Origin of the sequence: Nocardia sp. 852002-20019_SCH5090214, from assembly GCF_001665865.1 — a bacterium.
Classification (GTDB): Bacteria; Actinomycetota; Actinomycetes; order Mycobacteriales; family Mycobacteriaceae; genus Nocardia; species Nocardia nova.
Genome location: NZ_LZMK01000293.1, coordinates 1 through 22,490, shown reverse-complemented (window position 1 = coordinate 22,490; position 22,490 = coordinate 1). Strand labels below are relative to the sequence as shown.

The following is a 22,490-nucleotide window of genomic DNA, read 5'->3' as shown; positions in this document are numbered from 1 at the left end:
TATTGGTTTTTGGGCATGATCGACAGCGAAAGCTTCGACGGTGTCCCGCACCAGGGCGACCCGTCACCCGTGCCCCACTACGACGAAGGAGACAACATGGCTCTGCTGACCATCGGCGACCAGTTCCCCGCCTACAACCTGACGGCGGTCATCGGCGGTGACCTGTCGAAGGTGAACGCGCAGCAGCCCGACGACTACTTCACCCAGGTCTCCAGTGACGACTACGCCGGCAAGTGGCGCATCGTCTTCTTCTGGCCGAAGGACTTCACCTTCGTGTGCCCGACCGAAATCGCCGCCTTCGGCAAGCTGAACGAGGAGTTCGCCGACCGCGACGCCCAGGTCCTGGGTGTGTCGGTCGACAACGAGTTCGTGCACTTCCAGTGGCGCGCCCAGCACGAGGATCTCAAGACCCTCCCCTTCCCGATGCTGAGCGACCTCAAGCGTGAGCTCGTCACCGCGACCGGCGTGCTCAACGCCGACGGTGTCGCCGACCGCGCGACCTTCATCGTCGACCCGAACAACGAGGTCCAGTTCGTCTCCGTGACCGCCGGTTCGGTCGGCCGCAACGTCGACGAGGTGCTGCGCGTGCTCGACGCGCTGCAGTCCGACGAGCTGTGCGCCTGCAACTGGAAGAAGGGCGACCCGACCATCGACGCGGGTGAGCTGCTGTCCGCGAGCGTCTGATCACCGAAAAGGAAGTTCCTGCCCGTGTCTGTTGAAAACCTGAAGAATTCGCTTCCCGAATACGCCAAGGACCTCAAGCTCAACCTGTCGTCCATCGCACGGTCGACCGTGCTGAACGAACAGCAGCTGTGGGGCACCCTGCTCGCCGCGGCGGCCGCCACCCGGTCGGCCACCACCCTGCGCGAGATCGGCGAGGAGGCCGCCGACACCCTGTCCGCGGAGGCCTACAACGCGGCACTGGGCGCCGCCTCGATCATGGGTATGAACAACGTGTTCTACCGGGGCCGGGCGTTTTTGGAGGGTCGTTACGATGATCTGCGCGCCGGGCTGCGCATGCAGATCATCGGCAATCCGGGCGTCGAGAAGGCCGATTTCGAGCTGTGGTCGTTCGCAGTGTCGTCGATCAACGGCTGCCAGCACTGCCTGGAGGCCCACGAACACACCCTGCGTGAGGCCGGTGTCTCGCGCGAGGTGATCTTCGAGGCGCTGCGCGTCGCCGCGATCGTGGCGGGCGTCGGCCAAGCCGTGCAGGCCAGCGAGACGCTGGCCGCCGCGACGGTCTGAGGCACCGTCGAGACGCATTCCACCGGATGCCCCGCCCCGTCCATCGGGGCGGGGCATCGCGCGTGTTGCTCCGGGTACGCTGGGGCAGCATGAGCCAATGGGAAAGCGACGGCACACAGGTCGAGGTGGTTCGGGTCTTCACCGACGTCACCGGCCGGCTCGGTAACCCACTGGGCATCGTGCGCGCGGGGGCCGTGGCCGCGATCGATCACCAGTTGCTGGCGGCGCGAATCGGCCACAGTGAGACGGTGGTCGTCGACGATCCGGTGGCCGGGCGCGCCCGGATGCGCATCTACACCCCCGCACGGGAGCTGCCGTTCGCGGGACATCCGACGGTCGGCGCGGCATGGTGGCTGGCCGATCAGGGGCATCCCGTGAAGATCATCGACGTGCCCGCCGGTCCCGTCGAAATCCAGATGCTCGACGACGGCCTGGTCTGGATTCGCGCCCGCGCCGAATGGGCGCCCGAGTTCACCTTCGACGAATTCTCCGACGCCGCCTTCCTAGACACGGTCGACCCGCGCCACTTCACCGACGGCCAGCATTACGTGTGGGCTTGGACGAACGAGGCGCGCGGCGCCGTGCACGCGCGAATGTTCGCTCCCGCCTTGGGAATCGCCGAGGACGAGGCGACGGGCGCGGCCGCGATCGCACTCACCGCGAAATTGCGCCGCAGCCTGATCATCACCCAGGGCGCGGGTTCACAGCTGTTCACCGAATGGGATTCCGACGGCTGGGTGCGTCTGGGCGGACGTGTCGTGGCCGATCACCCCATACTCCTCTGATCAGGCGACGGCGGCGATCAACATATAGGCGGTCCCGAGATCCATCACGACGTGCGGAACGGCGCCGAGGGCGCCCGGTGTGCCGGACGGATGCGAAATACTGTGCCGCAGTGCGGTTCTCGTACACGGGAACAGCAGCAGTAGGCCGTCGAGCGCGAACAGCGCGGCCACGATCGAGACGGGTACGACCGGCGGGCCATCCGCACCGCTCATATCCGGGTGCCCCATACCGTGATGATGTCCGGCCATCACCCACAGCATCGCCGCGGCCGCGACCAGGTGGTAGACCACCGCCGGGAGCCGGAATTCGGCGCCGTCGCCGCCGGATGCCGTGCGCCAGTGCGCGATTCGCACGATCGACAGGCCCGCGTACACGACGATCATGGCGATGAGCACCCCGCGGATCGCATCGAGCGCGGCAGCCACCGGGAACAGCAGCATCGCGAGCATGACCAGGCACATCACGAGATGGGCCGCATCGGATTCGTGCGCGTCGACCTCGCTCGGCCAGGTTCCCGGCCGCTGTCCGCTCGCGTGTCCCGGCGTCACCGGCACCGCCACATGCCGTACCAGAACGATGCCCGCCGCGGCGACGAACGCCGTGACGACGCCCCAGCGCAACACCTCGTGCTCGGTCACGAAAGACCCCACACCCCACCACCTTCCGCCGCGGCGCGTTCGCCTTCGCATCCATGCTCGCACGGCGCGACGATGGGCACCGCCCATCCGGCGGCCCGGAGGCACCGAAGAGGCAGCCGTGGGGCAGACCGTGCGCTCAGCCCAGCGCGCGACCGATCGCCGCCGCGAGCTCGCCGATCTGCTCGTCGGTCATGACGAACGCCGGCGAGATCTGCAACGCGCCCTGGCCGGCGGACCGGGTGGAAACGCCTTCGGCGCGTAGCGCTTTCACCATGGCCGGCCCCTCGGACGGATCGGCGAGCTGCACCCCGGCCACCGCGCCCAGCCCACTGCGAACCTCCGCCACGCGCGGATGTCCGGCCAGCGGCGTGAGGTGGTCGTGCAGCAGCGATTCGATGTTCTTGCTGGCGTCGAGCAGATGCTCGCGTTCGATGATGTCGAGATTGGCCATCGCCGCGGCGGCCGATCCGGCGTGGCCGCCGTAGGTGTAGCCGTGCCGGAACCACACTCCGCCACCGAAGAACGGTTCGGCCACTCGCGGTGCCACGAAGACCGCGCCCATCGGCAGATAGCCGGACGTCAGGCCCTTCGCGGTGGTCATCAGGTCCGGTTCGAGCCCGAAACGAGTGGAGGCGAACCACGATCCGCCGATCCGCCCGAAGCCGGTGACGACCTCGTCGGCGACGAACAGGATGTCGTTGTCGCGGCAGAGGCGGCGAACCTCGGAGAGATAACCCTCCGGTGGCAGATACACCCCGCCCGCCCCGATGATCGGCTCGCAGAAGAACGCCGCGATCCGATCGGCACCCACCTCGTCGATCAGCGCCCGCAGCGCCTGCGCCTGATCGAATTCCACCGTGCGGGTATCGGCCATCAGCTCGCCGTATCCCTCGTGATTGCCCTCGATGCCGGCCAGCGCCGTTCCGGCGACGTGCATTCCGTGATAGGCCAACCGGCGGCCGACGAGCAGCGTCTTGTCCGGACGGCCCTGCTCGCGCCAGAACCGGCGGGCGAGTTTGGCGGCGGTGTCAACCGAATCGGATCCACCGGAGGTGAACATGATCTTGCTGCCGGGCACCGGCGCCAGCTCCGACAACCGCTCGGCCAGCCGCTGCGTCACCGGCGCGGTCAGATCGCCGAAGTTCGAATAGTGTGCGAGCGTCGACAATTGCGCCGCGACCGCGTCGGCGATCTCGCGGCGGCCGTGACCGACATTGGTGAACCACAGCCCCGCCGTCGCATCGAGATACCGTCGCCCGGCCTCGTCCCAGATGTAGGCGCCCTCACCGCGGGCGACCACGAAGGCGCCGTCGCGCTCCACCGCGCCCATATCCGCGAATCCGTGCCACAGCGCACCCATGCTCGGCTCCTCTGCCCGTCGTCCGGTGGCGATGGGCATACCCGATCGCCCGCGCCGCCAGACTACCCGCGCTACGCCCGACGAGGCCGGGTCGTCCGGCCCGCGCAATCGACCGGCAACCGCAGGGTCAGACCGGAACGGGGGCCTCGCGACGGTTGTGCAACGACCCCAGCCGCGCCACCGCGATCGCCAGCAGCGCGATCACCGCAGCCAGCATCACCACCCCGATCAGCAGCGAGACATACCCCTGCACTCGGGGGTCCAGGAACGGATACGGATACCAGTCCACGATCTCGCCGCGGACCAGGCTGTAGGCGCAGAAGGCGAGCGGGTAGATCAGCCACCCGCCGATCAGCGCCGCCGAGACCCGCAGCCGCGCCGGCACCAGAATCCAGTCGGCGACCAGCACGATCGGCAGCACCCGATGCAATGTGTCGTTGATCCACTTGTCGGTGAGCATCACATCGATGTTCGCCAGCAGCACCGCGTAGATCACCCCGGTGATCAGCAGATACAGCGTGGCCGCGCCGCGCACCACCTGCCAGCACCGCGCCGCCGGATCCAGCAGTCCCCCGATCAGCAGAACCAGCACACCGGCGATATTGGATTCGATGGTGAAGTAGCTCACGTAGTTGCCGATCGAGAATCCGGGCGATCCCCACGCACGGAGCGGAATCCACAGCAGCGCAACAATTCCCAGCACACCGAACGCGATCCGCAGGATCCGGATCCACATCGGCGTTCCCGCACGGGCGATCATCGTACGATCCTCGCATACCGGTCGGCCCGCCAGGCGATTTCACCACCGGCGCCCCGGCCACCGGCAGACGACGAACCCTGCCGCCGGCGTAATCCGGCGGCACGGAAGGTCTTCCGGGTCTAGGCGGATCCGACCGGCGACGTACGCTGCCTCGTCGCGGGCTCGGCTGCCACCGGCCGGCGCAGCGTGTTCGACGCGGTCGTCGCGACCGCGCGCACCCCGTCGCGGACCAGAGCGGCGATGCCCAGCAGCACCGACACCACGCGCAGTCCACGGACCCACATCGGCGTTCCGGAACCAGCAGTCATGATCCGATGGTGACACAACCGACCCCCGCCGGGCACCAAGATCATCCGATAGCAACGATTCGGTTATCTTCATCGTCCGGCGCCTCGACCAGCGCGGGAACGGGCCGGACGGCCGGTTTCGCTACGCTGGTCGATGCAATGACCTCGACTGCCACCACCCGCGAGCTGCGCGCTCGCCTGGCCGACCTCTCTCTCCGCGACGAACACCGGCTGCGCCGACGGCTGGACAAGGCACACGGCAACGACGGCGAGATCGAGCGGCTGGAGCGTGAGATCGCCGCCGCGCAGGCTCGCATCGACACCCGCCGCGGCGCGGTCCCGGCGATTCGCTATCCCGAACAACTGCCGGTCTCGGCCCATCGCGACGATATCGCCGCGGCGATCGCCGCCCATCAGGTCGTCGTGATCGCGGGTGAGACGGGGTCGGGTAAGACCACGCAGATCCCGAAGATCTGCCTCGAACTCGGGCGCGGGATCCGCGGCACCATCGGCCACACCCAGCCGCGGCGGCTCGCGGCCCGCACGGTGGCCGAACGCATTGCCTCCGAACTCGATACCGAGCTCGGCGACGTGGTCGGCTACACCGTGCGCTTCACCGATCAGGCCTCCGATCGCACCCTGATCAAACTGATGACCGACGGCATCCTGCTGGCCGAAATTCAGCGCGACCGGCTGCTGCGTCGCTACGACACGATCATCATCGACGAGGCGCACGAGCGCAGCCTCAATATCGACTTCCTGCTCGGCTATCTGAAGTCGCTGTTGCCGAAGCGTCCGGATCTCAAGGTGATCATCACCTCGGCGACCATCGACCCGGAACTGTTCGCCCGTCATTTCGCCGATGCCGACTCCGGGGAGCCCGCGCCGATCGTCGAGGTCTCGGGGCGGTCCTATCCGGTCGAAATCCGGTATCGCCCGCTGGCTCCGGACATGGCCGGCACCGACGACGAGGACGACTTCGAGGAGGAGCCGGCGCCGCGTCGCCCCCGGCAGAGCGGACGCGGCAGCGCCGAGGACGCTCGCGACCAGACCGATGCCATCGGCGACGCGGTCCGCGAACTGCTCGCCGGGGGCGACGGCGACGTGCTGGTATTCCTGTCCGGTGAGCGCGAGATCCGCGATACCGCCGACACGCTGCGCGATCTGAAACTGCCGCGCACCGAGATCGTTCCGCTGTACGCACGCTTGTCGGCGGCCGAACAGCATCGAGTCTTCCAGCCGCACACCGGCCGTCGTGTGGTGCTGGCCACCAACGTCGCCGAGACCTCGCTCACGGTGCCGGGTATCCGCTACGTGGTGGATCCGGGCACCGCGCGCATCTCCCGCTATTCGATGCGCACCAAGGTGCAGCGCCTGCCGATCGAGCCGATCTCCCAGGCCTCCGCACGGCAGCGTTCCGGGCGCTGCGGACGCGTGGCCGACGGCATCTGCATCCGGCTCTACTCCGAGGAGGACTTCGAGGCGCGCCCCGCGTTCACCGAACCGGAGATTCTGCGCACGAACCTGGCCGCGGTCATTCTGCAGATGACCGCACTGGGGCTCGGCGACATCGAGAGCTTTCCATTCGTCGAGGCCCCGGACCGGCGGGCGATCCGCGACGGTATCGCGCTGCTAGTGGAACTCGGCGCTCTCGGGCGCCCTGCCGAGGCGCCCGTGCCGGCTCGCGGTGCGCGCCGTCGCCGCGGACGCGGCAGCGAAGGCGCCACCGGGGGCCATGTGCGCGCGCCGGAGGGCGGGGACGAGCTGGCACTCACCGCGGTGGGACGGCAGATGGCCCAACTTCCGGTCGATCCGCGGATGGCGCGCATGCTCGTCGCCGCCGAGGCGAACGGATGCCTGTCCGAGGTGCTGGTCATCGTCGCGGCGCTGTCGATCCAGGACGTGCGGGAACGGCCGGCCGAATTCCAGCAGGCCGCCGACACCAAACACGCCCGCTTCACCGTCGAGGGCTCGGATTTCCTCGCCTATCTGCGTTTATGGGACTATCTGCGCGGACAGCGGAAGTCGTTGTCGTCCAATCAGTTCCGGCGACTGTGCCGCGACGAGTTCCTGCACTACCTGCGCATCCGGGAATGGCAGGATCTGCAAGGGCAGCTGCGCACCATCACGAAAAGCCTCGGCTGGTCGGCCGCGGAATCGATCGCGCCGCAACAGAATCCGGAAGCCCTGCCGTGGGACGGGGACTCGATCCATCGCGCGCTGCTGGCGGGCATGCTGTCGCATATCGGGGTGCGCGAGGCCGAATCGCGGGAGTTCCTCGGTGCGCGCGGCGCGAAGTTCATGATCTTCCCCGGTTCGACGCTGGCGAAGAAGCCGCCGCGCTGGGTGATGGCGGCCGAACTGGTGGAAACCTCGCGACTGTGGGGCCGGATGGCCGCACGGATCGAGCCCGAATGGGCCGAACGGCTCGCCGGCGATCTGGTCAGACGCAACTACTCCGAACCGCACTGGTCATCCCGGCGCGGCGCGGCGATGGCCTACGAGCGGGTCACCCTCTACGGCATTCCGCTGGTCACCCAGCGCCGCGTCGACTTCGGCCGCATCGATGCCCAGCTGTCGCGGGAGCTGTTCATCCGGCACGCACTGGTCCAGGGCGAATGGCAGACCCGGCACCGGTTCTTCCACCGCAACCGCGAACTGCTCGACGATGTGGCCGATCTGGAGCATCGGGCACGGCGGCGCGACATCCTCGTCGACGACCAGGTGCTGTTCGATTTCTACGAGCAGCGCATTCCCGCCGACGTGGTGTCGGTGCGGCATTTCGACAGCTGGTGGCGCAAGGCCGAGCGCGAGGATCCGCATCTGCTGGACTTCTCGACCGCCACCGTGGTCAATGCGCAAGCGGCCCAGCTGGATCCGGCCGCCTACCCGGACAGCTGGCGGCAGGGCGAGCTGACTTTCCCGCTCACCTACCAGTTCGAGCCAGGACAGGCCGACGACGGCGTGACCGTGCACATCCCGGTCGCCCAGCTCGCCCACGTTCGTGCCGTGGGCTTCGACTGGCTGGTTCCCGGCATGCGCGAGGAACTCGCCGCCGCACTGATCAAGACCCTGCCGAAACAGCTGCGCCGCAGTGTCGTTCCCGCGCCGGACTTCGCGAAGGCCGCGTTGGCGCGGCTGACTCCGCGCGCGGAACCATTGCGCAGCGGACTGGCCCGCGAATTGTCGGCACTGGCGTCGACCTCGATCGCACCGGCCGACCTCGACCCCGCCGCGCTGCCCGATCATCTGCGGATGACGTTCGCCGTCGCCGGTCCCGACGGCGCGCACCTCGCCCGTGGCAAGAGCCTCGCTACCTTGAAAACTCAGCTCTCCCAGCAGATTTCACAGTCCGTGGCGAAGGCGACGAGTGCTGCCGAGAAGGCGCCGGCGACGGTGTGGACGGCGCAGACGCTGGGCACCGTGCCGCAGACCGTTCGGCGTGAGGTCGGCGGCCAGACCATCACCGGCTATCCCGCGCTGGTCCGCGAGGGCGACGGGGTGGCGGTGCGAGTGTTGTCCTCACCGGCGGCACAGCGTGCCGCGATGCGCACCGGAACCCGCGCGCTGCTGCTGCGCGAGATGCCGGCCGCGCAACGCTCGGTCACCTCGGGGCTGTCGGCCGCCGATCGCCTCGCGTTGAGCCAGAACCCGTACGGATCGCTGGAGGCACTGCTCGACGACTGCCGCGCCTGCGCCGCCGACGAACTGATCGCCGCACACGGTGGCCCGGTGCGCAGCCCGGAGCAGTTCACTCGGCTCGTCGAGCAGGTTCGACCGCAGTTCGCCGGTGCGGTCGCGCGCATCCTCGCGCTGGTGGTTCCGGTGCTGGCGGCCGCGCACCGGGTGCGCACCGCCCTGGCCGACACCACCGATCGCGATATCGCCGACGATGTCGCCGGGCAGCTCGACGACCTGGTCTTCGCCGGTTTCGTCAGCGAATTCGGCAGTGCCCGGCTGCGCGAGATCCCGCGGTATCTGCACGCCGCCGAGGCACGACTGCTCGCGTTGCCGGCCTCGGCCGACCGCGATCGCCTCGGCGCGGCCGAACTGGATCGGGTGCACACCGCCTACGCGCGGTTGCTCGACCGCCTCCCGGAGGCGCGTCGCACGGCCGCCGACGTCACCGAGATCTGGTGGATGATCGAGGAACTGCGGGTGAGCCTGTTCGCCCAGCAGCTGGGCACACCGTATCCGGTGTCCGCCAAACGAATCGTCAAGGCCATCGACGGCATCGGCGCGGCGCCCGCCGGCGCGCGATCCCGCTGACCACCGGTCCCGCTGATCACCTGGCGCGTTGATCAGTCGGCGCCGGCGCTCACCGATCGTTCGGCGCGATGGCGGCGCAGGTCGGCGATCTCGCGTTCGAAATCGTCGGCGGAGCTGAAGGACCGGTAGACCGACGCGAAACGCAGATAGGCGACCTCGTCGAGATCGCGCAACGGCCCGAGGATGGCCAGACCGACTTCGTGGCTCGGCACCTCCGGAGAGCCCTTCGCCCGCACCGCATCCTCGACCTGCTGGGCGAGCAGGTTCAGGGCATCGTCGTCGACCTCGCGCCCCTGGCAGGCGCGGCGGACACCACGGATCACCTTCTCGCGGCTGAACGGTTCGGTGACACCGCTGCGTTTGACCACCGAGAGGATCGCGGTCTCGACCGTGGTGAAGCGGCGACCGCACTGCGGACACGCGCGGCGGCGCCTGATCGCGCTGCCTTCCTCGGCCTCACGCGAGTCGACCACCCGCGAATCCGGGTGCCGACAGTACGGGCAATGCATCCGGGATCCTTCGTCGATGCCTGCGTCGGTTCGCGACGAGCTGCCTGCCCTCGACCTTGTTCCGCCGATACAGCCGCACTCACCACGTATGTCCTGAGCGTCTTTCAGGATACCCGGACGGTGTTCGGCACGGCCCATGCGGACCCGCGACCGGGGCCGCTCACGCCGTCAGTTGCCACTGGCTCGTCAGGTCGGTGAGCAGATCCGGCAGGCGATTCAGCAATCGTCCGGCGGCGAGATCACCGGCGAACGGCACCGACAGCACCTGGCGGGCCAGACCCGGAGTGGCCTGCATCCGTTCGTAGCACGGCACCAGGTCGCCGGTGATGTAAGTCCAGCGCGGGTCGCGGTCGGCCCAGTTGAAGTTGGGCAACGGGGTGCGCAGCGTCATCGTGCGACCGTCGACCTCCGCCGAGACGGTGGTCGGTGCGAACACACCGGGTGCGCGCACGCCGGGTACCGCCGGCTTTGCCGCCACGGTGCTGACGTAGGTCATCACCCGGCCCATCGCGCCCCGCCCCTGCGATGTCACATCCCATTGATCGGCGATGATCTGATTCTGTTCGCGATCGGTCATCCGCATCAGCGCGTCGTTGTATCCGGTGACCGTGCCGGTGGCGAGCGAGCGCCAGGCCTGGACGGCATTGTCGTCGAGCACGCCGGCGGCGTACATCTCCTCGATCGCGGGCAACCCTCCCGCGACATAGGCCTCGTGCATCGGCACCTGGTCGAGGAAGATGTGCTTCTGCATGATCATCAGCCGGGTCTGGAACCATGCCAGATCCTCGGCGGTGAGCCGGGGCCCCTCGCTCGCCAGGAGCCGGATGTCGGCGGGTAGCGCCGCGACGAGCTGCGGCGGTGTGGCTCGCAGCAGATCCGCGACCGCGCCACCGAGCTGATGAATACCCGGCACGCTGAGAATTGTTGCCACGTCGCTCATGTCGAAGAAGCCGGAGGCGAACGAGCCACCCGCCAGTCCGGCCAGCCCGGTCCAGTAGAACTCGGGGTGGGCGGTCGTCAGCCGCAGGTAGTTCACGTAGACCTGGGTGAAGGTGCGCGAATTGGCGGCAACTCCCCGGATCGGATCCCACGCGGCCAGGTCGATATCGGCACCGGCGGTCGCCACCGTGAGCCAATACTGATGCAGCAGTGCCGCATACCGCGACGGTGCGACTCCGTCGGCGCGGGCCTGGTCCAGCGCCGCGCGCAGCGTCGAAATGTCCAGCGGCAGCTCGGGATTCAGGCCACCGGCGCTCTCCCCCGCCCCGTTCACCACGGGAATGTCCAGATATGCGGTGTATCCCGCCTCCGCGTGTACCGCCGGCGCCGCGGCACCGGCGATGACGAAACAGATGAGCAGTGCGGCCGCGTGTGCGAACAGTCGCGGCAGCGCCCGCTGGAGGGTGTGCGCCATGATGCCTCGTCCTCGAAATTTGTTGGCGGCGAATGTAGCCCCGATCACATTCCGAGCAGAGTAGCAACAGGTTTCAGTTCTGGATCAATAAATCCGGCCACGCGGATTCGCAGTCATCCAGGCCTCCGACCACGGCTTTATCGCGATGCCGGAACCACGAGAGTGCGTCCGGCGGCCACCTCGGCGCCGCGTAATCCGTTCAACTCCACGATGCGGGCCACCGTGTCGCGCACCGGATCTCCCGGCGCCACCCGCTGCGCGAGGTCGGCCAGCGACTCACCGGGCTGCACCTGGACGGTCTGTGTGGACGCCGGGCCACCCGCGTCGCGCAGCTGCGCCACACCCATCAATCCACAGACCGCTGCCGCGGTGAGCAGGGCGGTCGCCGCGAGGGTCGCGAGTCCGATTCGGGCTTGTTCCACCCGCTGGAGCGGATGGGGCCCGCGGGCCGGCGCGGCGGCCGGCACTCGGTCGTAGCCCGCCACGGCGTGCGGGCGATACGGGCCGCGGGGACGCCGCAGGTCGGCCCGGCCGTGGCGCCGGACCGGCCGCACGGTGCGGACGGGGGCACCGCCGGCCGAACCGGTCCGGGTGCCGATCGTGCTGAATTCATCGACCGCGGTACGCATCTGACGACCTCCATGAATGCTGTGACGAGTGCTGGGCTGATGGATCACAGGGATATGAGAGTGGTGGCGTATTCGCTCATCTGTTCGACGAACTGATGTTCGAATTCTTACCACGCCGGACCGACAAAGTCACCAGCCACGCCGACATGCGTCGAACAGATGTTTGAAACCTGGCCGCGGGCGGACTACATTCGAAACACGCGATCCGACGGCGCCGGCAGAACCCGGCGCCGGCAGAACCCGGCAGACACACGCCCCGGCAGACAGACGAATGGAGGACGGCGAGCGTGAGCGAACGTACGGTGGTCGGACACGAGGAGGCGGCCGGAAGCGGCACGGTCTCCCCCGACGGCGCCCCGGCGCCGGCCGGTGACACCGAAACCCCCGGCAACGGAGCGGATCTCACCGTCCGCCAGCGCAAGGTACTCGAGGTCATCCGGACCTCGGTGAACGAACGCGGCTATCCCCCGAGCATCCGCGAGATCGGCGATGCGGTCGGACTCACCTCCACCTCCTCGGTCGCGCATCAGCTCCGGGCACTCGAGCGCAAGGGGTATCTGCGCCGCGATCCCAACCGTCCCCGTGCGGTCGACGTTCGCGGCCTGGACGAGACCGCCGTGCGCGCGGCCGGTGCCGCGCCGGTGCTGCGCGCGGTGGCGACCGAAACCTCCGACGCGACCCCGGCGCCCACCTATGTGCCGGTGCTGGGCCGCATCGCCGCCGGTGGGCCGATCCTCGCGGAACAGGCCGTGGAGGACGTGTTCCCGCTGCCGCGCGAACTGGTCGGCGAGGGTTCGCTGTTCCTGCTGAAGGTCGTCGGCGAATCGATGGTCGACGCGGCGATCTGCGACGGCGACTGGGTGGTCGTCCGCCAGCAGAATGTCGCCGACAACGGCGATATCGTCGCGGCGATGATCGAGGGCGAGGCGACGGTCAAGACGTTCAAACGCACCGGCGACCAGGTCTGGCTGATTCCGCACAACCCGCTGTTCGATCCGATCGACGGTAACGACGCCCAGATCCTGGGCAAGGTCGTCACGGTGATCCGCAAGATCTGAGTGCGCAAGATCTGAGTGCGCGAGATCCGGGTGCGACAGCCCGGCCGGCGGCAGGAAGCGGTGGCCGTCCGGACGGGCGCATTCCGTCAGCGCCGGAAGCGGTCGCGCAGCACGGGATCGTTTTCCCACCACAGGCCGCTCTGGACCGGTGCCTCCGCGCTCGCCGTCGCCGCGGCGGGCGCGGGCGAGGTCCGCCCGTCCGCGTCGGCCGGTGGCGCCGAAAGCTCTTCGGCCGCATCGAGTTCGGCGTCCATTTTCGCGGCGTTGCGTCGTTCGTCGGCCGCCCACGATCGCATCAGCGTCAGCAGGTAGGGCAGGCCGAGCACGTCGCCGAGCACCCAGATGATGCCCGCGCCGATGATCTGATCCATGCGTAGATCGGGGCCCCACGTCCGGCCCACCTCGGTGTAGTAGTCCACCGCGACCAGCGGCCCGAACCACAGCACCAACCCCAGCACCCCGTCTGCCAGCGACTCGAAAACCGTGATCAACAACGAGAGGGCCTGCGAATAGCGGTGCGGCACCGGATCGGTCTGCAGCCGCGAATAGAAGTACAGGAAGCCGACGGCCACCAGCAGCATTCGGGTGAGCGCATCGACCACGCCGTGCCGCAGGACGGCTTCGTACCACGGGGTCAGGATCAGCAGCCAGGGAGTGGCCAGGATGGCGATCGAGGAGACCAGCGGATAGGTCACCACCCGCGCCGGCGCCGAGGCCAGCACGCGTTCCATCCTCGCTCGTCCGGCCGCGCCCAGCGAATCCCGCACCACGGTCAGCGGCCGCCCGGTCGCCAGGCCGAACGGAACCACGTAGAGCAGCAGCAGGATCTGCAGTGCCCGCATCCAGAAGAGGGTCCCGGAATACACGCCGATCACGCTGATGCCGGTCAGCAACCACACTCCGAGGCCGACCGCGCCGAACGCCCAGCTGCGTCCCGCCGATTCCGTGCTACCGCGCAGATCGGCGCGCCGGCGAGCCAGGCCGTAGCCGAGCCCCAACGCCGCGGTCACCACGATGGTCGAGGTGTCCCAGCGCCATTCCTCGATGACGGACTGCACGGTCAGCGGCGTGTCTATCCATCCCACGGCAGCCAGTATCCACCCGGCGTCCCGGGGCGTTTGCGCCGGTCCGGCGGGGTGTCCGGTTAGTTCCGATTACCGGATTCGTGGGCGTGCGCGACACCCTGCGACCGGTGCGCGGGGCCGTGCGACTCAGCGCAGTGGCCACTCGAACCGGCCCCGAGTTCGATCAGTTCGGGCTGTGCGTGATCCACCTGCAGCGTGGCGTGCTCGATGTGATGGTCGGCGGCCAGCCACTGCGCCAGATCCTGACGCACCGCATGACAGTCGCGGCCGGGCTCGACCAGCACGTGCGCCGAGAGCGCCGGAGACCCCGAGGTGATTTCCCAGATGTGCAGGTCGTGCACCTCGACCACCCCGTCACGGGCGGCCATGCCCACACCCACCGCAGCCGGGTCGATATCGGCCGGGGCGGCCTCGAGGAATATCCGGCTCGACGCGCGGACCAGGCCGACGCCCGCCTTGACCATCAGCGCGACCACCACCAGCGTCGCTATCGCGTCGGCGCGTTCGAATCCGGTGACCATGATGATCACTCCGGCCACCGCGGTCGCGAGGAAGGCGTAGAGATCGGTGAGGATGTGCTGGAACGCGCCCTCGACATTCAGGCTGCTGCGATTGGCCCGGGAAATCATCCAGGTGGCGGCGAGATTCACGACCACACCCACGAGCGCTGTGGCGAGGACGAGCTCCCCGGTGACCGACGGCGGCTGGATCAGGCGGCGGATCGCCTCGTAGAACAGCCAGGCCGACAACACCAGCAGCGTCAGGCCGTTGGCTTGCGCGGACAGGATTTCGACGCGCTTCCAGCCGAAGGTCATCCGCCCGGCCGGTGGTCGCGCCGCGAGACGAATTGCCCACAGCGCCAACGCGATCGAAGCGGCGTCGGTGAGCATGTGCGCGGCATCCGACAGCAGGGCCAGTGATCCGGCCACCACACCGACGACCACCTCGCCGAGGAGGAAGACCACGATGACCGCGAGCGCCCCGGCGAGCCAGCGCCGATCGCTGTCGGGAGTGGCGTGCGCATGACTGTGCGCATGCCCGTGGCCCGAGCCGTGTGTATGTCCGGCGCCCATGCCCGAAACTCCTCTCCGTCGCTTCGTTCGTCATCATATGCATACATCGCTATGTGTGCAATATCCCCTGCTGCGCGCGCCGCGAGGCCCGGCAGCCGGGTACCCGCGCACCGCTCCCTTTATCCGAACCGCGCGATCCGAACTCCCGAGTAGTGTCCGAAGACCGCGAGCATTCCGATAACTTTTGCCGTGCCCGCACTAAATGCGTCCCGCCGATTCTTTTCGCATTCCGGGAACATTCACGATCGAAAACGCCCGAATAGCACCGGATTCACTACGGCCGGTCGCACTACGGTACGGTATACACAATCCCAGTTGCTCCGTGTCAGTGCGAAAGGGCTCGATCATGGCCAAGAAAGTCACCGTCACACTCATCGATGATTACGACGGGAAGTCCAAAGCGGATGAGACCGTGCAGTTCTCGATCGACGGTGTGGCGTATGAAATCGACCTGTCGACATTGAATGCCGGGAAGCTGCGCGGGGCACTCGAACCCTGGACGGAAAAGGCCCGCAAGGTCGGCCGCTTGAAGTCCGGCGGCGGCACCCGCACGAAGTCCGCGGCCGACCGCGAGCAGACGGTGGCGATCCGGGAATGGGCCAAGAAACACGGCTATAACGTCTCCGCGCGCGGCCGCATTTCCTCCGAGGTTGTCGCCGCCTATCACAAAGCGAGCAAGTAGCCGGCATCCGATCTTTCCACCGAGATCGCACACCGTACATACCGAGCGGGCCCGCAGCATCACGCCACAGCCGTGATCTTGCGGGCCCGCTCGGCGCGGTAATCTGGTTCTCTGGTTCGGCGCCGCGCCGTACTCACAAGTCGCTGGGAGTAGTTCCGAGGCGGGGTTGGTGTGCATGACAGGGGAAACCGGGGTCGGTGAACTGGCTCGGCGATGGCGTATCGCGATCGCCGACACCGGTTTCGTTCCCATGTCCATGCGCGAGCTCGAGCACCTGCTGCTGGGGTTGCTCCAGCAGCTCGTCACCATCGTGCGGGCGGAACCGTTCGACGCGGCGCCCGCGGCCGCGATCGGCGCCGCGCTGGTGCGCGCCAACCTCACCGATCCGCAGGTCATGCCCCGCTCCGCCCGCGCGCTGACGCCGCTGGCCACCACCACCTTCCCCCCGGGCGATCGGGTGCTCGCCGTACTGGGTGAGATGGCCCGCGGATATACCGAGGAGTTACTCGCCACCCGGGCACGGCATCAGGAAATGTTGCACTCGGCGATGGCCGATGCCCGCAATGCCGCCGAGGCGCGATTCCGGGTGGTATTCGACAATGCCGCCATCGCCATCGGCATCGGTGACGCCGAAGGCCGGGTGGTCGACGTGAATCCGGCCATGGCCGCGATGCTGGGCGTGAGCCGCGAGTATCTGCTCGAACGCGGGGTCACCGATCTGATCCATCCGGACGATCGAGTGGAATTGCGGCGCCGCGTGCTGGGCGAACTTTTGCACGCCGGCTCGGGCACGGTCCGGATGGAATTGCGCTACCCCCGGCCCGAAGGTGTCGACGGGTGGGCCACCTGGGCGATCACCCTGGTGCCGGCGACCGGCGGGCGCGCGGCCTATCTGCTGGTGGTCGGCGAAGACACCACACAGCGGCGGGAATTGCAGGCCGAATTACATCGCCAGGCCCGCCTGGATCCGCTCACCGGCCTGCCCAATCGGCGGCAACTGGTGGAAGTGCTCTCGGCCATCATCACCGACGCCGAGACCGAGGACTGCATCGGCTTGTGTTTCATCGACCTCGACGGATTCAAATCGGTCAACGACACCTACGGCCACGGGGTGGGCGATCGCCTGCTGGTCGCGGTCGCGGACCGGCTCTCGGCGGCCGTCCCGGCGATCCTGCTGGCCCGGGTGGGCGGCGACGAATTCGTCGGGCTGGTGCGGCCGACCTGCGATACCGAGCACATCGCCACGGTCGCGCAGCGCCTGCTCGACGCGCTGGCCGACCCCATCCCCGTCGACAACCACGACCTGATGATCTCGGCCTGTATCGGCGCGATCGTCACCCCCGTCACCGGCACCGACGCCGAGCGGCTGCTCGATGCCGCCGACGCCGGGCTCTATCGCGCGAAGGCCAGCGGACGCAACCGCTGGGTCCTTCATGCGACCGATGTCGCCGCCCGGGTGCGCGGCCTAGGATGAGCTGCGTGCAACCTCTGTTACCCGACTGGGCGGCCGACGACATCGACCCCAGGATTCCCAGCCCGGCGCGAGTTTACGACTATCTGCTCGGAGGATTCGCCAATTTCGAGGTGGATCGGGCGGTCGCCGCGCAAATGATCGAGGTCATTCCCGAAGTCCCGCGCACGGCCCGCGCCAACCGCGCGTTTTTGCAGCGTGCGGTGGGTTTTCTCGCCGAGGCGGGTATCGACCAATTCCTCGATCTGGGCTCCGGAATTCCGACCGCGGGCAACGTGCACGAGATCGCGCAGCGCGTCGTGCCGGGCGCGCGAGTGGTCTATGTCGATATCGATCCGGTCGCGGTGACCATGAGCCGCAAGCTGCTGGCCGACAATCCGAACGCCACCGCGGTGCACGGCGATTTCACCGATATCGATGGGGTACTGGAGCATCCGCAGGTCCGGGAGCTGCTGGATTTCGACCGGCCGGTCGCCGTCCTGCTCGTATCGATGCTGCATTTCGTCGCCGACGACGCGCTGGCCGCGACGGTATTCGAACGACTGCGCGACACCATCGCCTCCGGAAGTTATCTGGCGCTGTCGCATCTGACCAGCGAGGGACCGCCCGAGCAGATGGACCGCATGCTCGCGGTGACCGAACGCGTCACCGGCCGGGGCGATCGGCTGCGCACCCGCGCCGAGATCATGGAACTGCTCGGCGATCTGGTCCTGGTCGAACCCGGCCTGGAATATCTGGCCCGGTGGCGACCGGATCCGGACGAGCCCCTGCCGGAGGTCCGGCCCCTCGACGGCTACGCGGGTGTGGCCCGCAAGCCCTGATCCGGGCTGCTAATCGGCGAGCGCCCGTGCGATCATCGGCCACGCCTCGTGCAGGGACCGCTCCCAGTACGGCCAGTCGTGCAGCCCGCCCGGCGTGTAGCGGTAGGTGGCGGGAATTCCGAGAGCCTCGGTCGCGTCCTGCAGCCGCCGGGTGCACTGCGCGACCACCGATTCCAGCGCACCGCCTCCGGCGGGATCGGCGACAGCCGGGCCGTTCGTCGCACCGCCGGGGCGCGGCACCCCCGCGGTCACGAAAAGCTCTGTCCCCCGGAGCTTTTCCAGATTCGCCGCGGTGCTGGGATCGGCGTCGTTCCAGCCGGGCGAACCGTCCGGGCCCCACATGTTCCACGGATTTCCGCCGCCGGAGGCCACCACCGCCTGCACGAAGCGCCGGCCCGGATCGGTTCCGGTCTGGGCGCATCCGCTGAACGACCCCACCGCGGCGTACAGTCCGGGAGCAGCCTGCGCCAGCGCGAGGACCGAGGTCGCCGACATCGACACCCCCGCAATCGCATTGCGGCCCGAGGTGCGCAGCGCGGCGTCGACGAGCGGCGGCAGTTCCCGCGTCAGGAAGGTCGTCCATTCGTTGCGGCCCAGCACTGGATCGTCGGCGAGCCAATCGGTGTAGTACGTGTAGCGGCCGTCGAGGATGTTCACCACGGTGACGTCCTTGTCGGCGGTGAAAGCGTCGATGTCGGTGCGGGTTTCCCACGAGGTTTCGATGCCGCCGGTCCCGATGCCGTCCTCCGCGCCGTCGAGCAGATACAGCACCGGAGCCGGCCGCGAGGTGTCGGCCGGGCGCAGTACCCGCATGCTGATCGTGCGGTCCATGGCCGCCGAGTACACGACGAGCGTGGCGTGGCGGGCGTCGATATCGATGATCCGGTCGATCCGGGATCCGTCCGCGGACGCCGATCCGTCGGTCGCCGCGGCGACGCCGCTCGACAGCGCCACCACGGCCGCCAGTGCCAGGCACAGCACCGCCGGGCGCCGGTACCGTGACCCGAATCGCCTGCTCATCCAGCTCACACATCCTTTTCCGGCGGGGTCCGGCACCGTTGTGACGCGGGACAGCCGCTGGCTCAACGATCGGAGCGGCGGACGACGTTCCGTTCCGGACTGCGACGCACATCACGCATCGGACGATCGGCGGCCAACTCACAACCGTGCCCCCGGGCGCTCCGGGAATTGTCACAAGGCATCTTCTGCGCGAAATCAATCCCGGTTACAAAGGAGTTCCCGCCGGTGTGCTCGAAGAACCGGCCCGCGAGAAGTGTAAGAAGTTGGCTACCGAGGTTTTCGACACCGCCGTCGAGCTGCCGGTCGAGCGCAGCGCCGTCTGGGAGCTGCTCATCGACCCGCAGCTGTATCCGCGCATCTTCACCGGGATCGGCGCCTGTGAACGGCTCGAGGCCGTCGCCGGCGCGCCGCTGTGGCAGCTGCGCATCGGAACCGCCGACACCGAGATCCGGACGCTGTCGCTGACGGTGCGGGTGGGCCCGCGCGGGGAGGCCTTCGAGTTGTACTGCGCGGCGACCGGAAGTTTCGCCTCCGTGCGGCTGCGCGATATCGAGGGCGGCACCCGGGCCGTGATCACCTGTTTCGCCGCCGGCCGGATACATCCGGTCGCCGCGCGCGCCTCGACCGCCGGCGCGCTGGCCTGGCTCGACGCCGGACTGCGGCGGCTGCGCCAACTGGTCACGGCCGCACCGACTTCGGTCGTGATCAACCGCGAGAACTCTCCGCTGCGGCGGCGCGCGGACGTGGCTCGCCACATCCTCGGAACGGGCGTGGTGCACACGGCGCGGCCGGATCGCAGTGTCGGGCAGCTGCGCGGACTCGCCCGGTGGGGTTTCAATCTCGCCGGCGGCTACGCGGCCGCGGCCGCGCATTCCCCCCACCGCATCGCCGTCATCGACGATCGGCGCAGTCGCACCTTCGCCGACATCGACCGGCGCAGCACCGCACTGGCGGGCGGCATGGCCGGCCTGGGCCTGCGCACCGGCGACGCGATCGGCCTGCTGGCTCGCAATCACGCCGGCATGGTCGAAACCATGGTCGCGGCAGGCAAACTCGGCGTGGACACGATCCTGCTCAACGCGGGCCTGTCGGCCCGGCGGATCGAGGAAATCGTGCAGCGGCACCGGCTGGCGCACGTCTTCGTCGACGCCGAGCTGGAAGAACTGATCCACTACCTGCATTCCGACATCGTGCGCATCGCCACCGACGACGGCGCACCCGGGCGCACCACCATCGAGGATCTGATCACCGAGGGCGACAACGGTTTCGACAAACCCGCACGGCCGGGCCGGTTGATCGTGCTGACCTCCGGGACCAGCGGCACCCCGAAGGGTGCGCGCCGCCCGCACGCCAAGGGCTTCGCCACGGTGGCGGCGCTGCTGTCGCGCATTCCGCTGCGCATGAACGACACCATGCTCATCCCGGCACCGCTGTTCCACACCTGGGGGCTGGCCGCCCTGCAATTGAGTACGGCGCTGCGCGCCACCGTCGTGCTGCCGGAGCAGTTCGATGCCCGCGACACCCTGCGCCGGATAGCCGAAAACCGGGTCGGCACGGTGATTCTGGTACCGACCATGGTGCAGCGGATCCTGGACCTGCCGACCCATGTGCGGGCCCGCTACGACACCTCCAGCCTGCGGATCGCGGCGAGTTGCGGGGCGCCGCTGGCCGGTGCCACCGTGCTGCGGTTCGCCGACAACTACGGCGATGTGCTCTACAACATCTACGGCTCCACCGAGGTGTCGTGGGCGACCATCGCCACGCCCGAGGATCTGCGGGCCGCGCCGACCACCGCCGGGCTGCCACCGCTCGGCACCAAAATCGCTGTGCTGGGCCCGGATCGCACGCCCGTGCCCGTCGGCGCGACCGGACGCATCTACGTGGGCAATCACATGCTGTTCGACGGATACGTCAATTCGGCGCCGCCGGACGAGACCGACGGCATGCTCGACACCGGCGACCTGGGGTATCTGGATGCCGACGGACGGCTGTTCATCGCCGGCCGCGACGACGAGATGATCATCTCGGGCGGTGAGAACGTCTTCCCGCGGCCGGTGGAGGAGGCGCTGTCACATCTGCCGCAGATCGCCGATGTGGCCGTGGTCGGGGTGCCGGACCATGAATTCGGGCAGCGGCTGGCCGCGTTCATCGTCAAGCGCGAGGGTTCGGGCCTGGACCCGGACATGATCCGCACCTACGTCCGCAACCGGCTGAGCAGGTTCTCGGTGCCGCGCGATGTCACCTTCCTGTCGGCACTGCCGCGCGGTGAGACCGGCAAGGTGCTCAAGCGGCTGCTGATCGGCGGGAGCGCCGACCTGACCGGTCCGTTCCAACCGGCGGCCGAGTTGTGACCGTTCACCAGGGCGCACCCGGGTGACATCCTCATTTGTCACGAGGATGAGCGAAATACATCCATCGGGGTCTCGTTACGGTTACGTTATAAAGGCAGCGCAGTAAACGGGCGGGGAAGGAAGTTTTCGCCAATGTCTGTTGCCACGCCGGGTTCTGCCGCCTCGCCAGGGTCTACCGCCGCGTCCCGGGGGCCCGTCGCCGCACCGGGCGCTTCCGGCGAGGCCACCGCCGGCTCGACGCGCCCCAGTTTGACCATGTCCGGTCAATTGCTGTCGTCGCCGTTGAAGGATGTGTGGTCGCTGTCGCGGCACATGGTCGGCCACTTCGTCGAAAACGTCGCCCCCTGCGGCACCCTGCCCGGCGACGCCATCCACGGCGACATCACCACCATCACCCGCACCTGCCTCGAACTCGCCATCAGCCTCCTCGACGGCCGCGACATCCCCGAAAAAACCGAACGCCTCAAAGACGCCGCCGCCGCCTGGGCCCGCGAAGGCGTCCCCATCGACACCATCCACCACGCCATCCACGAAGGCTTCAAAATCGGCTTCGACCTCGTCGTCACCAACGCCACCACCAAAACCCGCACCACCACCAACAGCAACAGCAGCGGCGGCGGCAACAATGGCAGTAACAGTGCCGGCGGCAGCAGTGACAGTGGCACCGACGGTGAACCGACACTCACCCTCACCCACACCGACTACACCAACCTCCTCCAAGGCGCCAAACTCCTCGTCGAAATCCTCGACACCATGACCACCGCCGTCTCCCACGCCTACGTCCGCGAACTCCGCGCCGTCGTCTCCGAACACCACAACGCCGTCCACACCCTCACCTCAGCCCTCCTCGGCGGCCACCCCACCAGCACCATGGCCCGCGAATGCGGCATCGAAATCGCCGACAACTACCACATCCTCGCCCTCCACATCCCCCCACACCCCGACCAAGCCAACCCTCCGCGCGACCGGCCACCGAAACGCCTGCCGCGCAGTCGCCTTCGCCGCAGCCCACCTCCACACCGGGGCCCA

The 22,490-nt window shown here is 68.4% G+C and carries 19 protein-coding genes and 1 pseudogene; 10 read left to right on the top strand and 10 right to left on the bottom strand.

Going from position 1 to position 22,490, the window contains the following annotated elements:
• The first annotated feature begins 96 nt into the window (after positions 1-96).
• The 3 genes from A5780_RS22740 (at position 97) to A5780_RS22730 (ending at position 2,033) form a co-directional block, all read left to right on the top strand.
• Positions 97-684, top strand: coding sequence for a peroxiredoxin (locus A5780_RS22740; RefSeq protein WP_030517257.1), 588 nt, complete (start codon positions 97-99; stop codon positions 682-684).
• 24 nt (positions 685-708) lie between these two features.
• Positions 709-1,248, top strand: a complete 540-nt coding sequence (locus tag A5780_RS22735; protein ID WP_063016636.1) for a carboxymuconolactone decarboxylase family protein — start codon at positions 709-711, stop codon at positions 1,246-1,248.
• Between the two features lie 89 nt (positions 1,249-1,337).
• Positions 1,338-2,033, top strand: coding sequence for a PhzF family phenazine biosynthesis protein (locus tag A5780_RS22730; protein WP_030517259.1), 696 nt, complete (start codon positions 1,338-1,340; stop codon positions 2,031-2,033).
• On the opposite strand, the gene A5780_RS22725 is transcribed toward A5780_RS22730, so the two are convergent.
• The 4 genes from A5780_RS22725 to A5780_RS40165 all read right to left on the bottom strand — a co-directional run bounded on the left by A5780_RS22725 (position 2,034) and on the right by A5780_RS40165 (position 5,100).
• Positions 2,034-2,684 carry a DUF5134 domain-containing protein gene (locus A5780_RS22725; protein WP_064909549.1) on the bottom strand — a complete coding sequence of 217 codons (651 nt, stop codon included), beginning with the start codon at positions 2,682-2,684 and terminating at the stop codon, positions 2,034-2,036. It abuts the gene before it with no gap.
• A gap of 124 nt (positions 2,685-2,808) precedes the next feature.
• Positions 2,809-4,032, bottom strand: a complete 1,224-nt coding sequence (locus A5780_RS22720; RefSeq protein WP_064909548.1) for an aspartate aminotransferase family protein — start codon at positions 4,030-4,032, stop codon at positions 2,809-2,811.
• Positions 4,033-4,159: 127 nt separating this feature from the next.
• The gene (locus A5780_RS22715) at positions 4,160-4,792 is read right to left on the bottom strand and encodes a Pr6Pr family membrane protein (protein ID WP_064909547.1); all 633 of its coding nucleotides are present in this window, start codon (positions 4,790-4,792) and stop codon (positions 4,160-4,162) included.
• 119 nt (positions 4,793-4,911) lie between these two features.
• Positions 4,912-5,100: a hypothetical protein gene (locus A5780_RS40165; protein WP_146098756.1), complete on the bottom strand. Its 189-nt coding sequence runs from the start codon at positions 5,098-5,100 to the stop codon at positions 4,912-4,914.
• Positions 5,101-5,238: 138 nt separating this feature from the next.
• Here A5780_RS40165 and hrpA point away from each other — a divergent pair, with 138 nt between their 5' ends.
• Positions 5,239-9,348 (top strand): ATP-dependent RNA helicase HrpA, encoded by a 4,110-nt coding sequence (gene hrpA / locus A5780_RS22710; RefSeq protein ID WP_064909546.1) that lies wholly within the window; start codon positions 5,239-5,241, stop codon positions 9,346-9,348.
• A 32-nt stretch (positions 9,349-9,380) separates the two neighbouring features.
• Here the strand turns inward: hrpA and nrdR are convergent, their stop codons facing one another.
• From nrdR to A5780_RS22695, 3 genes are all read right to left on the bottom strand, one after another.
• Entirely contained in the window at positions 9,381-9,857 is a 477-nt protein-coding gene (gene nrdR / locus A5780_RS22705; protein ID WP_063016647.1) for a transcriptional regulator NrdR, read from the bottom strand.
• 160 nt (positions 9,858-10,017) lie between these two features.
• Positions 10,018-11,271, bottom strand: a complete 1,254-nt coding sequence (locus A5780_RS22700) for a hypothetical protein (protein WP_064909545.1) — start codon at positions 11,269-11,271, stop codon at positions 10,018-10,020.
• A 137-nt stretch (positions 11,272-11,408) separates the two neighbouring features.
• Positions 11,409-11,900, bottom strand: coding sequence for a LysM peptidoglycan-binding domain-containing protein (locus A5780_RS22695; RefSeq protein WP_063016651.1), 492 nt, complete (start codon positions 11,898-11,900; stop codon positions 11,409-11,411).
• 287 nt (positions 11,901-12,187) lie between these two features.
• On the opposite strand from A5780_RS22695, the gene lexA reads away from it, so the two are divergent.
• Positions 12,188-12,958, top strand: a complete 771-nt coding sequence (lexA, locus tag A5780_RS22690) for a transcriptional repressor LexA (RefSeq protein ID WP_030517267.1) — start codon at positions 12,188-12,190, stop codon at positions 12,956-12,958.
• Between the two features lie 86 nt (positions 12,959-13,044).
• On the opposite strand, the gene A5780_RS22685 is transcribed toward lexA, so the two are convergent.
• Together A5780_RS22685 and A5780_RS22680 are read right to left on the bottom strand one after the other, a co-directional pair.
• On the bottom strand, positions 13,045-14,034 hold the full coding sequence (locus A5780_RS22685) for a cytochrome c oxidase assembly protein (protein ID WP_064909567.1): 990 nt from the start codon (positions 14,032-14,034) through the stop codon (positions 13,045-13,047).
• A gap of 68 nt (positions 14,035-14,102) precedes the next feature.
• A complete protein-coding gene (locus A5780_RS22680) occupies positions 14,103-15,116 on the bottom strand; it encodes a cation diffusion facilitator family transporter (protein WP_064909544.1) in 1,014 nt (337 codons plus the stop codon).
• A 346-nt stretch (positions 15,117-15,462) separates the two neighbouring features.
• Between A5780_RS22680 and A5780_RS22675 the strand changes: the two genes are divergently transcribed.
• From A5780_RS22675 to A5780_RS22665, 3 genes are all read left to right on the top strand, one after another.
• Positions 15,463-15,798 carry an Lsr2 family protein gene (locus tag A5780_RS22675; protein ID WP_030517270.1) on the top strand — a complete coding sequence of 112 codons (336 nt, stop codon included), beginning with the start codon at positions 15,463-15,465 and terminating at the stop codon, positions 15,796-15,798.
• Between the two features lie 175 nt (positions 15,799-15,973).
• Positions 15,974-17,272, top strand: a complete 1,299-nt coding sequence (locus A5780_RS22670; protein WP_064909543.1) for a diguanylate cyclase domain-containing protein — start codon at positions 15,974-15,976, stop codon at positions 17,270-17,272.
• Positions 17,273-17,277: 5 nt separating this feature from the next.
• The gene (locus A5780_RS22665; RefSeq protein ID WP_169812447.1) at positions 17,278-18,090 is read left to right on the top strand and encodes an SAM-dependent methyltransferase; all 813 of its coding nucleotides are present in this window, start codon (positions 17,278-17,280) and stop codon (positions 18,088-18,090) included.
• Positions 18,091-18,099: 9 nt separating this feature from the next.
• Here the strand turns inward: A5780_RS22665 and A5780_RS22660 are convergent, their stop codons facing one another.
• The gene (locus A5780_RS22660; RefSeq protein ID WP_064909542.1) at positions 18,100-19,110 is read right to left on the bottom strand and encodes an alpha/beta hydrolase family protein; all 1,011 of its coding nucleotides are present in this window, start codon (positions 19,108-19,110) and stop codon (positions 18,100-18,102) included.
• 263 nt (positions 19,111-19,373) lie between these two features.
• On the opposite strand from A5780_RS22660, the gene A5780_RS22655 reads away from it, so the two are divergent.
• Positions 19,374-21,461 (top strand): AMP-binding protein, encoded by a 2,088-nt coding sequence (locus tag A5780_RS22655; RefSeq protein WP_064909566.1) that lies wholly within the window; start codon positions 19,374-19,376, stop codon positions 21,459-21,461.
• 255 nt (positions 21,462-21,716) lie between these two features.
• Positions 21,717-22,490: pseudogene (locus A5780_RS42065) on the top strand (hypothetical protein); the annotation flags it as partial.

Excerpts from the sequence above, each read along its gene's own strand:
- A5780_RS22740 (WP_030517257.1), top strand. The coding sequence starts at position 97 with ATGGCTCTGCTGACCATCGGCGACCAGTTCCCCGCCTACAACCTGACG.
- A5780_RS22730 (WP_030517259.1), top strand. The coding sequence starts at position 1,338 with ATGAGCCAATGGGAAAGCGACGGCACACAGGTCGAGGTGGTTCGGGTC.
- A5780_RS22720 (WP_064909548.1), bottom strand. The coding sequence starts at position 4,032 with ATGGGTGCGCTGTGGCACGGATTCGCGGATATGGGCGCGGTGGAGCGC.
- A5780_RS22715 (WP_064909547.1), bottom strand. The coding sequence starts at position 4,792 with ATGATCGCCCGTGCGGGAACGCCGATGTGGATCCGGATCCTGCGGATC.
- A5780_RS40165 (WP_146098756.1), bottom strand. The coding sequence starts at position 5,100 with ATGACTGCTGGTTCCGGAACGCCGATGTGGGTCCGTGGACTGCGCGTG.
- hrpA (WP_064909546.1), top strand. The coding sequence starts at position 5,239 with ATGACCTCGACTGCCACCACCCGCGAGCTGCGCGCTCGCCTGGCCGAC.
- nrdR (WP_063016647.1), bottom strand. The coding sequence starts at position 9,857 with ATGCATTGCCCGTACTGTCGGCACCCGGATTCGCGGGTGGTCGACTCG.
- A5780_RS22700 (WP_064909545.1), bottom strand. The coding sequence starts at position 11,271 with ATGGCGCACACCCTCCAGCGGGCGCTGCCGCGACTGTTCGCACACGCG.
- A5780_RS22695 (WP_063016651.1), bottom strand. The coding sequence starts at position 11,900 with ATGCGTACCGCGGTCGATGAATTCAGCACGATCGGCACCCGGACCGGT.
- A5780_RS22680 (WP_064909544.1), bottom strand. The coding sequence starts at position 15,116 with ATGGGCGCCGGACATACACACGGCTCGGGCCACGGGCATGCGCACAGT.
- A5780_RS22675 (WP_030517270.1), top strand. The coding sequence starts at position 15,463 with ATGGCCAAGAAAGTCACCGTCACACTCATCGATGATTACGACGGGAAG.
- A5780_RS22670 (WP_064909543.1), top strand. The coding sequence starts at position 15,974 with ATGACAGGGGAAACCGGGGTCGGTGAACTGGCTCGGCGATGGCGTATC.
- A5780_RS22660 (WP_064909542.1), bottom strand. The coding sequence starts at position 19,110 with ATGAGCAGGCGATTCGGGTCACGGTACCGGCGCCCGGCGGTGCTGTGC.